We start from the raw sequence: 14,471 nt of genomic DNA, 5'->3' as shown, positions 1-14,471 counted from the left end.
GGATTATAAGGTATGTGCCCCTCCCCGTAGCTTATCGCAGCTTATCGCGTCCTTCATCGCCTCTGAAAGCCTAGGCATCCGCCATACGCCCTTATTTAGCTTATTGTACTTTTTGCTCTAAACATAAATGTTTAGAACGAGCTCTTTATAATTATTTATTTTTATAAAAATATTGTTGTTAATCCGAAGATTAACTTCTCTATCTTGATTTCTTTACGATATCATTTTACCAATATGTCAATGAACTTGTGGCGAGTCGCCACTGACAAGTATTTAAACTTTTTGTGAACAACTTTATGCCGTTGTGGAGAATATCGGAGTCGAACCGATGACCTCTTGCGTGCAAGGCAAGCGCTCTAGCCAACTGAGCTAATCCCCCATTTGAAATTCAGAATTATGAATTCAGAATTACGAATTTAGAACCCTCTAGTTTCCAGAATTTCCTTTCTAATAACTTGCTTTTTGTAGTCTCAGGCAGACTCGAACTGCCGACCTCTACATTATCAGTGTAGCGCTCTAACCAGCTGAGCTATGAGACTATAATAGCTTGTTATTAGTGTTTTTTAAAATTAACAGCAAAGAGTAAAACTTTCCTTTTGTAACTCACCATCTTTCTCTAGAAAGGAGGTGTTCCAGCCGCACCTTCCGGTACGGCTACCTTGTTACGACTTAGCCCTAGTTACCAGTTTTACCCTAGGTCGCTCCTTGCGGTAACGAACTTCAGGCACCCCCAGCTTCCACGGCTTGACGGGCGGTGTGTACAAGGCCCGGGAACGTATTCACCGGATCACGGCTGATATCCGATTACTAGCGATTCCAGCTTCACGGAGTCGAGTTGCAGACTCCGATCCGAACTGTGATATGGTTTATAGATTCGCTCCTGGTCGCCCAGTGGCTGCTCATTGTCCATACCATTGTAGCACGTGTGTAGCCCAGGACGTAAGGGCCGTGATGATTTGACGTCATCCCCACCTTCCTCACGGTTTGCACCGGCAGTCTCTCTAGAGTCCTCAGCTTAACCTGTTAGCAACTAAAAATAGGGGTTGCGCTCGTTATAGGACTTAACCTGACACCTCACGGCACGAGCTGACGACAACCACGCAGCACCTTGTGATCTGTCCGAAGAAAACTCTATCTCTAAAGCTGTCAGACCACATTTAAGCCCTGGTAAGGTTCCTCGCGTATCATCGAATTAAACCACACGCTCCACCGCTTGTGCGGGCCCCCGTCAATTCCTTTGAGTTTCAGTCTTGCGACCGTACTCCCCAGGTGGGATACTTATCACTTTCGCTTAGTCACTGAACCGAAGTCCAACAACTAGTATCCATCGTTTACGGCGTGGACTACCAGGGTATCTAATCCTGTTCGCTCCCCACGCTTTCGTCCCTCAGCGTCAGTATATACGTAGTAGACTGCCTTCGCAATCGGTATTCTAAGTAATATCTATGCATTTCACCGCTACACTACTTATTCTATCTACTTCCATATAACTCAAGTCAATCAGTATCAAAGGCAGTTCCATCGTTGAGCGATGGGATTTCACCTCTGACTTAATTGACCGCCTGCGGACCCTTTAAACCCAATGATTCCGGATAACGCTCGGACCCTCCGTATTACCGCGGCTGCTGGCACGGAGTTAGCCGGTCCTTATTCTTACAGTACCGTCAAGGATCTACACGTAGATCGGTTTCTTCCTGTATAAAAGCAGTTTACAACCCATAGGGCAGTCATCCTGCACGCGGTACGGCTGGTTCAGAGTTGCCTCCATTGACCAATATTCCTCACTGCTGCCTCCCGTAGGAGTCTGGTCCGTGTCTCAGTACCAGTGTGGGGGATAATCCTCTCAGACCCCCTACCTATCGTTGCCACGGTAAGCCATTACCTTACCATCTAGCTAATAGGACGCATAGTCATCTTGTACCCATAAATGTTTAATGCAAAAGAGATGCCTCTTCTACACATTATGGAGTGTTAATCTTCATTTCTAAAGGCTATCCTCCTGTACAAGGCAGATTCTATACGCGTTACGCACCCGTTCGCCGGTCGTCAGCATAGCAAGCTACCTGTTACCCCTCGACTTGCACGTGTTAAGCCTGCCGCTAGCGTTCATCCTGAGCCAGGATCAAACTCTTCATTGTATATTTTAAATAATATTAATGAATAAGTTTCAAAAGAATTTAACTTCGTTAGAAGTTGTGGTTATTCTACTCTTATTTACGCTGTCAATTTCAATATTTTCAATGAACCTAGTTCTCTTTAAAAAAAACCAGAGATAAGTTTTTACGCTTATCATTTTTTGTAGAAACGTTAGAATCGAACTAACTGACTTTATATTGTCATTTCCAAATTTCTTTAATCGTTACGCTTTCTGAAAGCGGTTGCAAATATACATTCTTTTATTTGTTTTAAACAAGTTAAATTTAACTTATTTTTTACATTTTATTAATGTGATACTTAACGATATTTTAATGAACCTTGTTAACTTTTAAACTTGCGTTTTTCCGTTAGCGGTTGCAAATCTACGTCCTTTTATTGGAATAGCAAGCATGTTTTTTTATTTACTTTGAAAGTGTTTTTTAATTAATTGTTTTTCAATCACTTAATTAAAGTTTTTTTTATTCTTTTTAATTATTTGAATTTAAAGCAACTGTTTTATTCGGTTTACAGCTGGTTTATTTTTTTTAAAATCCTTATTTTCCATAGTTCTTTGTATTATGTGATGCTGAAATAAATTCAGCATGACGGAAATCTTGTTTTTAAAAAACTCTAAATAATCAATAAAATAAAGAATTATAATAGTTTTGTACAAATGCCTAGCCCCGATTGAAGCATTTGTTTGAGCTCTTTTTTGTTTTTCTTTTCGAAAAAACAAAAAAAGCGAGTGCAGAAAGCGGGAAATTGCTACTGAAAATCCTTATTAAAAAACTTAGTTAACAAAATATGAGCCTGTTTAAATTTCAAATAAAGTATCTTTTTTAAGATATAAACGTCATTCTGAATTTATTTCAGCAGCACATAATCTTAAGAACTACGGCAAATCAGGGTGTGAAACTGAAATAAATTCAGTTTGACGGATTCAATTTTTCAGCTATAAAACTCTTTTTAGATTAAATTTAAACAGGGTCTAAAATATTTTTTTTTATTTGTTTTTTCTGGCACGTCTTTTTCGTATTTTCACAAATAGTTCTTTGTAAACTTCTACATTTATATCTCCCCTACCTTTTGAAACTATATTTTTATACGGTTTCTTTAGTTTTGGAACTTGATATTCTAATTTATCATCAATAAATGCACGTTGTAAAATATCTTCTATTAAAAAATCTTCGTTTTTTATTTCTGGTTGATATTCACTCTTTAATGACAACTTAAAAGCATTTGCTGTTGTATTGTACCAAAAAGCTTTCCAAGTACTTCGTAATTCTTTTATATTATTAAAAGCTGTTTTACCTGATTGCCTATGAATTAATTTTAACAAAACCCTTCCTTCGGTTCTTGTTAACTTTTTTAATGGATTTGTTAACTCTTCTTGCAGGTATTTTTGAGTTTTTTTTATATACTTTCTTTTTTTTCTTTTTGATTTAATCTTAGACAAACGCAAAGCGACACTATCTATTTTGCTGGCTGCTAGAACAGCATACGGATATGCCTTAAAAACTTTTTTACGAAACCAATAATAATAATTTATATCTAACTTATCTTTAAATTTGTGTTTTGGAAAAACTGCAACTTCATTTAAAGTAATCATTAAACTATCTCCATTTTTTAATAAAAAATACTCTTCATTCAAATTCGGAAGTGTATCTTTTATTTGTCCTATAGAAATATAAGTAAATAATAATATATATATGTATATGATTTTTTTCATTTTTACTATCTGAAAGAAATTCAAAGATAAAGGTATTCGTTTCTTTTTTAAAACAAAAAACTCACTTAAATATTTCACTGAGTTTTTTATTTTTATTATTTACGTAAAATTATTCAGCCATAATAACTTCTGCTATTTGCTTATAAGTTCCGTTTTCTAATTTTTCTCTAATTGCTGAAAAAGCTACTATTGTATCATCAACATCTTGTTCTGTATGTCTTGCTGTTGGAATTAATCTTAAAATAATTAATCCTTTTGGTATTACAGGATACACAACTATTGAACAAAATACAGCGTGATTTTCACGTAAATCTTGAACCATTGCCATTGCTTCAGGAATTTCACCTTTTAAAAATACTGGAGTAATACATGCTTGCGTAGTTCCTAAATCGAAACCAGCATTACGTAAACCTGATTGTAATGAATTCGTTATTTTCCATAAGTTTTCTTTTAACTCAGGCATAGTACGTAACATATCTAAACGCTTTAATGCTCCTTTTACCATTGGCATTGGTAACGATTTAGCAAACATTTGCGAACGCATATTATATTGTAAATACTGAATTACATCTTTATCTCCTGCGAAAAAAGCTCCAATACCAGCCATAGATTTTGCAAATGTTGCAAAATAAACATCGATACCTTCTTGCACACCTTGTTCAAAACCAGTTCCTTTTCCTCCTTCACCTAAAGTTCCGAAACCACGAAGCATCGTCAACTAAAATTCTGAAGTTATATTTTTCTTTTAACGCTATAATTTCTTTTAAACGACCTTGCTCACCACGCATACCAAAAACTCCTTCAGAAATTAATAAAATTCCTCCGCCAGTTTTTTCTGCCATTCTAACGGCTCTTTTTAAGTTTTTCTCACAACTCTCAATATCATTATGTCTGTACACAAAACGTTTCCCCGCACGTAAACGAACACCGTCTATAATACAAGCACGAGTATCCATATCATAAACAATAATATCATCTTTAGTAACCAAAGCATCAATAGCCGAAACCATTCCTTGATAACCAAAGTTTACTAAATAAGATGCTTCTTTTTCTACAAATTCGGCACATTCTTGTTCTAATTGCTCATGATATTTTGTATGACCAGACATCATACGTGCTCCCATTGGATATGCTAATCCGTCAGTAGCTGCTGATTCTCCATCGACTTTTAAAACCTCTGGATGATTTGCTAAACCTAAATAATCATTAATACTCCAAGTAACTACTTCTTTTCCGTTAAAAGACATTCTATTAGAAATTGGCCCTTCTAATTTAGGAAAAACAAAATACCCTTCTGCTTTATCAGCCCATTTCCCTAAAGGCCCTTTATCATCTTTAATTCTTTCAAATAAATCTTTAGTCATTGTTACTTTTGTAATTTTATTAGCTGCAAAAATAACGATTTTTAAGAGATTTTCAAAATTGTTAACTAGTTGATTATTTTTCAGAATATGATATAAATAGATTAAGACAGAAGTTATATTGTCATTTTATAATTTATCTAGCTCTATTCGATAATCATATTGTAAATCTTCATTAAGTCCTGTTAATAATTTTTCTATCAACTTTATTTGAGTTGTTAATATACTTTGTAATCGTGGGCTATTTTTTATTGAAGGTGCAAAATTTTTAAGTTTTACACAATAATATATAAGTAACTCTACTTCGGTTTCTTTTTTCTTTGAGAAACGAATGTATTTTTTAGTACTTGTTAATATTTTTCGGGCACTTTTTCTGATAAAAAAATAACTTTTAGTATTGATATTTTCAAATAAGACATCAATTTCATTTTTTACACCTAATATATAACGTTCTTCATCATCAGATTCAAACAACAAATAGGTAAGTAACTCCTTATTTTCTTTTTTGAATCGAGCTAATTTCAAACATAATTCTAATAATTGATTTGTATTTTGATGTTTTAATTCATCTTTTAATGCTTTAATTGTAGCTGTTTCCATAATTTAATTTAAAAATTAAATATAACTAAAAAACCTCACAGACATAATATCTGTGAGGTTTTTCAATTTATTTTTTATTGATTTACTGAATACTTGGAACGTTAACTATTTCGTTAACATCTGCATCATAATCAACTCCATCAACTTTAAAACCAAATAATTTAAAGAATTCAGTACTGTATCCTTCTAAATCACCAATTTCAGTTAAATTTTCAGTCGTTGCATTTTTCCATAACTCAGCAATTTCAGCTTGTACATCTTCACGCATTTCCCAATCGTCAATTCTGATTCTTCCTTTAGCATCTAAATCTAAATCGCCACCAAATAAACGTTGGCTATATAAACGTTGAATCTGCTCGATACACCCTTCATGAATTCCTTTTTCTTTCATTATTTTATATAATAATGAAATATATAACGGAATTACAGGAATAGCAGAACTTGCCTGTGTTACTAATGCTTTATTTACTGAAACATATGCCTTACCTCCTATTGATTTTAAATCATCAGAAATAGTAAAAGCTGTTGCTTCTAAATCATCTTTAGCCGCTCCAATTGTTCCGTTTCTGTATACTGGTTTTGTTACTTCAGGACCAATATAAGAATATGCAACTGTAGTAGCTCCTTCTGATAATAAGTTTTCAGATTGTAAAGCATCCATCCACATTTTCCAATCTTCACCACCCATAACGGTTACCGTATTGGCAACATCTTCGCCTTCGGCAGGATTTATAGAGATTTCAGATACATTTCCTGTATGAAAATCTACTGTTTTATTAGTAAAAACTTCTCCAATTGGTTTTAAAGCCGATTTAAAACGTTTTCCTGATACAGGATGCGTTCTTACTGGTGATGCTAAACTATAAATAACTAAATCAATTTGACCTAAATCTTCTTTGATTAAGTTAACAACTTGTTCTTTTATTTCGTTTGAAAAAGCATCTCCATTGATACTTTTTGCATATAAACCTGCTTTTGTTGCTTCTTTTTCAAAAGCAGCAGTATTATAAAAACCTGGAGATCCTGGTCTACCAGCAGTAGCTGGTTTATCAAAAACACCAATTGTTGCAGCATCTGAACCAAATGCGCTTGATATTCTTGATGCTAATCCAAAACCTGTTGAAGCTCCGATAACTAATACCTTTTTTGCTCCTTCAATTTTTCCTTTAGCTTGTACGTATGCTATTTGATCTTTTACATTTTGCTCACAACCCGTTGGATGAGATGTTAAACAAATAAACCCTCTAGTTCTTGGTTCTATTATCATTATCGTTAGTTTTAAAACTTTTAATTTCTGATTGGCTGTCTTTTATTCGTTGCCCTATCATCGTTAAAATTCTTTTATTAATATCAGTATTATTGTCTTTATAAAATTCAAATTCACCAACGGTAAACTGTCCTATAATTAAGCCTAAAAACTGATTTTTTAAATTTATATTTTTTTTGGTGATATTATTCACCGCTTTATTAAATTTTTCTTTTTCGATATTTATAATATCTACTTTTTGATTCTTACAGAAAAAGATAAAAAATTGTAAAATAAGGTCGTGTTGTAATTTTAAAATTGGTCGTATTGTTTTATTCTGAAAATCTTCTACAGGAATTTCAGAGGATAAATTTAATACGGGACGAATACTTATTTTGTTGTTATCCATTTAAAAAATTAACAACATTTTTTTCAATACGATTTAATACATTTTCAGTACTTGCTTTTACAAATTTCTCACCTGTAATTTGCTCGTATAATTCAATATATCTGTTTGAAATTTCGATTACTTTTTCATCTGACATTTCAGGAATTGCTTGTCCATCTTTTCCTTGAAAATCATTTTCGATTAACCACTGACGCACAAATTCTTTTGATAATTGCTTTTGGCTTTCACCTTTTTCTTGACGTTCAGCATATCCTTCTTGATAAAAATAACGAGAAGAATCTGGTGTGTGAATTTCATCAATTAAAACAATTTTACCCTCTTTAGTTTTACCAAATTCATATTTAGTATCTACTAAAATTAAGCCACGAGAAGCTGCTATTTCTGTTCCTTTTTGAAATAAATCTCTAGTATATTTTTCTAAAACGATATAATCTTCTTCAGAAACTACATTTTTAGATAAAATTTCTTCACGAGTAATATCTTCGTCATGATCTCCATTTTCGGCTTTTGTTGAAGGCGTAATTATTGGTGTTGGAAACTTATCATTTTCCTTCATTCCTTCAGGCATTGTAGCACCGCATAAAACTCTTTTACCAGCTTTATATTCACGCGCTGCATGACCAGACATATAACCACGGATAACCATTTCTACTTTAAAAGGTTCGCATAAATGTCCTATTGCTACGTTTTCATCAGGGTTTGCGTGCAACCAATTCGGAACAACATCAGCTGTTTCGTTCATCATTTTGGTTGCTATTTGATTTAAAATTTGACCTTTATAAGGAATTTGACGTGGTAAAACTACATCAAAAGCAGATAATCTATCAGAAGCTATCATTACTAATAACTCATCATCTATATTATAAACCTCTCTTACTTTACCTTTATAAACTGACTTTTGCTTTGGGAATTGAAAGTTAGTCTCGTTAATTGTATTCACGCTTTCTTTGTTGTGTTGTTCAATGCAAAAATATGTTATTTATTCTTCTTTTTTATTTCTTTCTTACAAAGAATAAAAAAGAAGAATCATCAAAATTATAACGCTATCATTAAAGTTTTCTTTCAAAACTAAAAATGCCTCGTTTTTCATCAATTACCTTTAAAAGCAATTGTTTTTTATCTTTATTAATAGGTGTTCTTAACGCTAGCTCATTAATAAAATTCAATAATGACATTAAAATAGCAACTTCTTGCTTTTCTAATAAAACAGCTAATTTTTCATTTTTAATATTAAAAAAACAAAACCTAGTTCTTTTTCAAGCGCTTCATCAATTTGTTCTAAACTACCATTTTCTATATTATTAACATTTAATAATTTTTCTAAGAATGCAATAAGTCTTTCAATTTCTCTTTCTAGATAATCTTTGTCTTTGCTCCATAAAAACTATTCTGTCTCTATACTTTTATAAGCTTTAATTATTTTCTTTATCAATCGATGACGTACTACATCTTTATCATCAAGATATACTTGTGCAATACCGCCGATATCTTTTAATGCCAACAATGCTTCTTTCAATCCAGAAACTTGTTTACGTGGTAAATCTATTTGCCCAGGATCTCCTGTGATGATAAATTTCGCATTTTTCCCCATTCGGGTTAAAAACATTTTCATCTGATTATGGGTTGTATTCTGAGCTTCATCTAAAATAACAAAAGCGTTATCTAAAGTACGCCCACGCATAAATGCTAAAGGTGCAATTTGTATAATTCCTTTTTCAATATGTGATTCTAATTTTTCACGCGGAATCATATCACGCAAAGCATCATATAAAGGTTGCATATACGGATCTAGTTTTTCTTTTAAATCACCAGGAAGAAAACCTAAATTCTCACCAGATTCAACAGCAGGACGTGTTAATATTATTTTACGTACTTCTTTCTCTTTTAATGCTTTTACAGCTAATGCAACAGCGGTATAAGTTTTTCCTGTTCCCGCAGGACCTACCGCAAAAAGCATGTCGTTTTTACCCATCAAATCAACCATTTTACGCTGATTTGAGGTTTGTGCTTTTATTAAATTACCATTAACTCCGTGTACTAAAACGCCTTCAATTTTACCCGATTTACGAATATCTTCTTCTTTTCCTGTTGCTGTTAAAACGCGCTCAATACTGTTTTCATCTAATTTATTATACTTATTAAAGTATTTAATTAGCATTTCTAACCGTTTTTCTAGCTCATCTAAAATTTCAGGATCTCCGTATAATTTTAATTTATTTCCTCTTGCTACAATTTTAACTTTAGGAAAATACTTTTTTAGCTCCGTAATAGTGCTATCTTGCGCTCCAAAAAATTCATTTGGATCGATTTCTGTTAATTCAATGGTACGTTCGTTCAAATGATATCTGTTTTAAATTATTCACTTTAAAAATAATGATTATTTTTATTGAATTACGTAATTTCGCTATAAAATTTAGTTTACTATTTTTAGTAAACTACTTAACAAATAATTAATACGCTATTATATTTAATGTCTCTAATTACTTTGACAACCGATTTTGGAACAAAAGACCACTTTGTAGGTGCAGTAAAAGGAGCTATTTATAGTGAATTACCTGATGCAAAAATTGTTGATATTACGCATCATATAACACCTTTTAATATTACCGAAACAGCTTACATTTTAAAAAACACCTATAAAAGCTTTCCTGATAAAACAATACATATTATTGGTGTAGATTCTGAATTAAGTGTTGAAAACAAACATATAGCTGTTGAATTAGATAATCATTATTTTATTTGTCCTGATAACGGCTTAATTTCAATGATTACTTCAGATATAAACCCGACAAAAATTGTTGAAATAAATATTCATAACCATATTGAAACTAGTTTTCCTGTTTTAGATGTTTTTGTATATGTAGCATCACACATTGCTCGTGGTGGTAGCTTAAATATTATTGGTAAAGAAATAAACTCTTATAAAAATAGTGTTGAAATTCAACCAAAAATAAATAAACATAAAAATATTATTATTGGAGGAATTATTTATATTGATAATTATGGAAACGTAATTACGAATATCAATAAAAAACTTTTCAAATCTGTAGGAAAAGGACGTAATTTTATAATTACAGCCAAACGATATAACTTTACTAAAATTTACAAACGTTATAACGAAATTGTAGATTATTCTATACCGAAAGAAAAAAGAAACTATGATGGCGAAAAATTAGCCATTTTTAATTCTTCAGAATTTTTAGAAATTGCTATTTATCGAAGTAATTTAAATACTGTTGGAGGTGCTTCTAGTTTATTAGGCTTAGGCTATAGAGATACTATTACCATTGAATTTGAAGCCATTCCTAGTGCTAAATTTACAGCTAAAAGTTAAAAAAATGTTTGTACGGATTGTAAAAATGAGTTTTCATTCAGATAAAATTGACGAATTTTTAGCCAATTTCAATACTAAAAAAGAATACATAAGAAATGCACCTGGTTGTCGTTTATTAGAACTATATAGAGATAAAACAAATTCTGATATTTTTTTCACCTATAGTTATTGGGAAAATGAACAAGATTTAGAAAACTATCGAAATTCTGATTTATTTAAAGACATTTGGACACAAACAAAAATTTTATTTAATGATAAACCTCTAGCTTGGAGTGTTGATAAAACCATAAGTTTACGATAATGAATTACCCTACAATTTTCCCAGAACTTTCTACAGAAAGATTAACATTACGCCAATTATCTTTAAAAGATAAAAGAGCTATTTTTAAATTGCGCTCTAATAAATCAATAAATAAATTGATTACTAGAGAAACCCCTAAAAATTTAAATGATGCAGAAGCTTTTATCCAAACTTGTTTAGATGGATTTGAAACAGAAAACTGTGTTTTTTGGGCAATACAATTAGCTAAAACCAATACTATTGTTGGTACAATTGATCTTCATGCTATTGATTTAGAAAACAGTTATGCAGAAATTAGCTATGAATTAAATCCTGATTATCAAAAAGAAGGTTTCATGGATGAAAGTATGAAAACTGTTTTAGAGTTTAATACGGATACTTTACAATTAAAAACTATTGAAGCTTTTACTCATCAAAATAATAGTGATTCAACAGCGTTATTAGAAAAACACCAATTTATTTTACAATCAGACAGAAAAGATGATTTATTTGAAGACAATCATATTTTTCGTCTCGACATAACACAAGAATAATGTACCCTATACTTAAAAAAGAAGTTAACTCATTTTTTTCATCCCCAATAGCTTACTTAGTTATTGGGGTGTTTTTACTCGTAAATGGTTTATTTTTATGGGTTTTTAAAGATACTTTCAATATTTTAAATGCTGGTTTTGCTGATTTAAGTTCGTTCTTTTATTTAGCGCCTTGGTTATTTTTATTTTTGATTCCTGCAATTACCATGAAAAGTTTTGCTGATGAATTTAACAGCGGAACTATTGAAATATTAAAGACAAAGCCACTAACTGATTGGCAAATTGTTTTAGGAAAATTTACCGCAGTATTACTATTAGTTTGTATTGCATTAATTCCGACTTTAACATATGTTTACACCGTTTACACACTCGGAAACCCTGTTGGTAATTTAGATATTGGTAGTACAATTGGCTCATATTTAGGTTTATTATTTTTAGCATCAACTTATACTGCTATTGGTTTATTTACTTCTACATTATCTAAAAATCAAATTGTAGCTTTTATTTTAGGCATCTTTATTACTTTTATTTTATTCTACGGATTTGACGCTCTAAGTGAGTCTTTCGGAAACTCAGGATATACACTACAACAATTTGGAATGAACGAACATTTTAAAAGTATTAGTCGTGGCGTTGTAGATACTCGCGATGTTATTTATTTTATTACTGTTACTTTTTTCTTTTTATTCATCACCAAACAACAATTAAAAAATGAATAAAAAGCTACAACATATCACGCTTGCTTTCTTCGGATTATTTTTGATAAATTATCTTTCTAATTCAGTTTATAAAAGATTCGATTTAACTCAAGATAAACGCTATACAATTTCTGAAATTAGCGAATCATTATTAAATAAATTAGAGAGTCCTATTTTTATAAAAGTATATTTAGAAGGTAATTTTCCTGCTGAATTTAAACGCTTACAAACCGAAACTCGTCAGTTTTTAGAAGAATTAAAAGCAACAAATTCAAATGTTCAATTTCGATTTATAAATCCTGCTAATATTCGCGAAAGTCTAATTAAAAAAAGAATGCTTCCGAGTCAATTAACTGTTCAAGAAGACGGAAAATTATCCGAAGCTATTATTTTTCCTTGGGCAGAAATTAGCATCGGTCAAAAAACAGAACTCGTTTCTTTATTACCAAACACCGTTGCAAAAACACAAGAATCGCAACTACAACAGGCAATTGAGAAGTTAGAATTTTCTTTTGCGAATGCAATACATAATATCACAACAAAAGAAAAACAAAAAATTGCTGTAATTGCTGGTAACGGCGAATTAGAAGATATTCATTTGTATAGCTTATTAAGTGAAGTTGGTAAAAAATATCATTTAGCAAAATTTACTTTAGATAGCGTTGCTAAAAATCCACAGAAAACAGTTAATGATTTAACTAAATACGATTTAGCTATTATCGCAAAACCTACCGAACGTTTTACCGAACAAGAAAAATTCACTCTTGATCAGTTTATTACAAACGGCGGTAAAACTTTATGGATGGTTGACACAAACTATGCAGATACCGATAGTTTATACGATACAGGAAAAATGTTAGCTTTTCCTCGTGATTTAAACCTAACCGATTTATTATTTAGTTATCAAGTTCGTATTAATAACAAATTAATTCAAGATTTATATTCGGCTAAAATTCCTTTAGCAACAGGTAATTTAGGAAATCAAGCACAATTCCAACACTTAAATTGGTTTTATCATCCGTTAGTAAATGGAAATCCAAATCATTCAATTACTAAAAACCTTGCTCCTGTTCGTTTTCGATTTACAACACAAATAGACACCTTAAAAGGAAATCTAAAAAAAACACCTTTATTGGTAACATCAGTATTAACAAAAAAAATAGGAACTCCTAATTTTGTTGAATTACAAAGTATTGCAAAGCAACCTAAAGAAAAAGAATACAATAGAGGTTCACAACTTTTAGCTGTTTTATTAGAAGGGAAATTTAATTCTGCATATAAAAATAGAACAAAACCATTTAATACAGCTCTTTTTAAATCGACAAGTAAGGCTAATAAAATGGTAGTAATTGCTGATGGTGATGTTGCTAGAAATCAAATTTTAAAAGGAAAACCACACGATTTATCATTAGATAAGTGGACAGGTGAACAATTTGGAAACAAAGCATTTTTAATAAATACAATCGATTATTTACTTGATGATACTGGTTTAATTAATTTACGAAATAAATCAATCACTATTAATTTATTAGATAAACAAAAAGCATATACTGAAAAACGCTTTTGGCAATTTATAAATATCGGTGTTCCATTAATTTTACTTGGTTTATTCGGTTTTGGTTTTAATTATTTAAGAAAAAAGAAATATGCTAAATAATAATATTTAGCATATTTCTTAAATGATAAAAAAAGCCTAGCCCCGATTGAAGCATTTTTTTGAGCTCTTTTTTTGATTTTTCTTCAAAAAAAAGCGAGTGCGGAAAGCGGGAAATTGCTTCTAATTATTATCTTTTATCAATTTTAAATACTATTCACTAAAAAACAAAATTAGTTTTATAACAAAGTACAAAAAAACGAGTTGCCAAATGACAACTCGTTTAATCATTAAGGAATAGCAACTTTCCCCTTTTCAAACAAACAAAAAACAATAAAAATAATTTTTAAAAATTATTACCTCCAGGTCCTCCATCTATAGGTGATTGAGCTTGTGCTTTTTGTGGGTTTAAAATTAAATACGTCCCTAAGGCAGTTAAGGCAGTATATTTACCATAGTTCCCTATCTTTTTTAAAGCCTCTTTACGATCTATTTTTAATTTTTTATCTATTTTTTTCATCTCTTTTTAA

The 14,471-nt window shown here is 31.2% G+C and carries 12 protein-coding genes, 2 tRNA genes, 2 rRNA genes and 1 pseudogene (1 of these 17 only partly in view); 5 read left to right on the top strand and 12 right to left on the bottom strand.

What is annotated here, in order from left to right; genetic code table 11:
- The 11 genes and pseudogenes from PG913_RS03940 to PG913_RS03890 form a co-directional block, all read right to left on the bottom strand.
- Positions 1-106: ribosomal RNA gene (locus PG913_RS03940) — 23S ribosomal RNA — on the bottom strand; it reaches 2,770 nt to the left of the window's first position.
- A 199-nt stretch (positions 107-305) separates the two neighbouring features.
- Positions 306-379, bottom strand: a tRNA-Ala gene (locus PG913_RS03935).
- An 86-nt stretch (positions 380-465) separates the two neighbouring features.
- Positions 466-539 (bottom strand) — tRNA-Ile (locus PG913_RS03930).
- 81 nt (positions 540-620) lie between these two features.
- Positions 621-2,138: ribosomal RNA gene (locus PG913_RS03925) — 16S ribosomal RNA — on the bottom strand.
- The 16S and 23S rRNA genes sit together here with 2 tRNA genes alongside, the layout of an rRNA operon.
- Positions 2,139-3,139: 1,001 nt before the next feature.
- On the bottom strand, positions 3,140-3,865 hold the full coding sequence (locus tag PG913_RS03920; RefSeq protein WP_271231710.1) for a DUF4294 domain-containing protein: 726 nt from the start codon (positions 3,863-3,865) through the stop codon (positions 3,140-3,142).
- Positions 3,866-3,974: 109 nt separating this feature from the next.
- A pseudogene (locus tag PG913_RS03915) lies at positions 3,975-5,229 on the bottom strand (aminotransferase class I/II-fold pyridoxal phosphate-dependent enzyme).
- Positions 5,230-5,355: 126 nt separating this feature from the next.
- Positions 5,356-5,826 carry a hypothetical protein gene (locus PG913_RS03910; protein ID WP_271231709.1) on the bottom strand — a complete coding sequence of 157 codons (471 nt, stop codon included), beginning with the start codon at positions 5,824-5,826 and terminating at the stop codon, positions 5,356-5,358.
- Between the two features lie 82 nt (positions 5,827-5,908).
- Entirely contained in the window at positions 5,909-7,093 is a 1,185-nt protein-coding gene (fabV, locus tag PG913_RS03905; RefSeq protein WP_271231708.1) for an enoyl-ACP reductase FabV, read from the bottom strand.
- On the bottom strand, positions 7,071-7,481 hold the full coding sequence (locus tag PG913_RS03900) for a glyoxalase (RefSeq protein WP_271231707.1): 411 nt from the start codon (positions 7,479-7,481) through the stop codon (positions 7,071-7,073). Before PG913_RS03900 ends, fabV begins: the two co-directional genes overlap by 23 nt.
- Positions 7,474-8,421: a phosphoribosylaminoimidazolesuccinocarboxamide synthase gene (locus PG913_RS03895; protein WP_271231706.1), complete on the bottom strand. Its 948-nt coding sequence runs from the start codon at positions 8,419-8,421 to the stop codon at positions 7,474-7,476. The genes PG913_RS03900 and PG913_RS03895 overlap by 8 nt, the downstream gene beginning before the upstream one ends.
- Positions 8,422-8,865: 444 nt before the next feature.
- Complete coding sequence (locus tag PG913_RS03890; RefSeq protein ID WP_271231705.1) at positions 8,866-9,819, bottom strand: PhoH family protein; 954 nt, start codon at positions 9,817-9,819, stop codon at positions 8,866-8,868.
- Positions 9,820-9,951: 132 nt separating this feature from the next.
- On the opposite strand from PG913_RS03890, the gene PG913_RS03885 reads away from it, so the two are divergent.
- The 5 genes from PG913_RS03885 to gldG are packed head-to-tail and all read left to right on the top strand — an operon-like array spanning position 9,952 to position 14,004.
- Positions 9,952-10,815 carry an SAM hydrolase/SAM-dependent halogenase family protein gene (locus tag PG913_RS03885; protein ID WP_271231704.1) on the top strand — a complete coding sequence of 288 codons (864 nt, stop codon included), beginning with the start codon at positions 9,952-9,954 and terminating at the stop codon, positions 10,813-10,815.
- A gap of 4 nt (positions 10,816-10,819) precedes the next feature.
- Positions 10,820-11,116, top strand: coding sequence for a putative quinol monooxygenase (locus tag PG913_RS03880; protein WP_271231703.1), 297 nt, complete (start codon positions 10,820-10,822; stop codon positions 11,114-11,116).
- Entirely contained in the window at positions 11,116-11,649 is a 534-nt protein-coding gene (locus PG913_RS03875) for a GNAT family N-acetyltransferase (protein WP_271231702.1), read from the top strand. Before PG913_RS03880 ends, PG913_RS03875 begins: the two co-directional genes overlap by 1 nt.
- Entirely contained in the window at positions 11,649-12,368 is a 720-nt protein-coding gene (gene gldF, locus PG913_RS03870; RefSeq protein ID WP_271231701.1) for a gliding motility-associated ABC transporter permease subunit GldF, read from the top strand. The genes PG913_RS03875 and gldF overlap by 1 nt, the downstream gene beginning before the upstream one ends.
- The gene (gene gldG / locus PG913_RS03865; protein ID WP_271231700.1) at positions 12,361-14,004 is read left to right on the top strand and encodes a gliding motility-associated ABC transporter substrate-binding protein GldG; all 1,644 of its coding nucleotides are present in this window, start codon (positions 12,361-12,363) and stop codon (positions 14,002-14,004) included. The genes gldF and gldG overlap by 8 nt, the downstream gene beginning before the upstream one ends.
- 283 nt (positions 14,005-14,287) lie before the next feature.
- Here gldG and PG913_RS03860 read toward each other — a convergent pair whose 3' ends face one another.
- Positions 14,288-14,461, bottom strand: coding sequence for a hypothetical protein (locus PG913_RS03860; protein WP_271231699.1), 174 nt, complete (start codon positions 14,459-14,461; stop codon positions 14,288-14,290).
- Positions 14,462-14,471: the final 10 nt, after the last annotated feature.

Origin of the sequence: Tenacibaculum pacificus (genome assembly GCF_027941775.1) — a bacterium.
Classification (GTDB): domain Bacteria; phylum Bacteroidota; class Bacteroidia; order Flavobacteriales; family Flavobacteriaceae; genus Polaribacter; species Polaribacter pacificus_A.
This window is presented reverse-complemented; position numbering and strand designations above follow the sequence as displayed.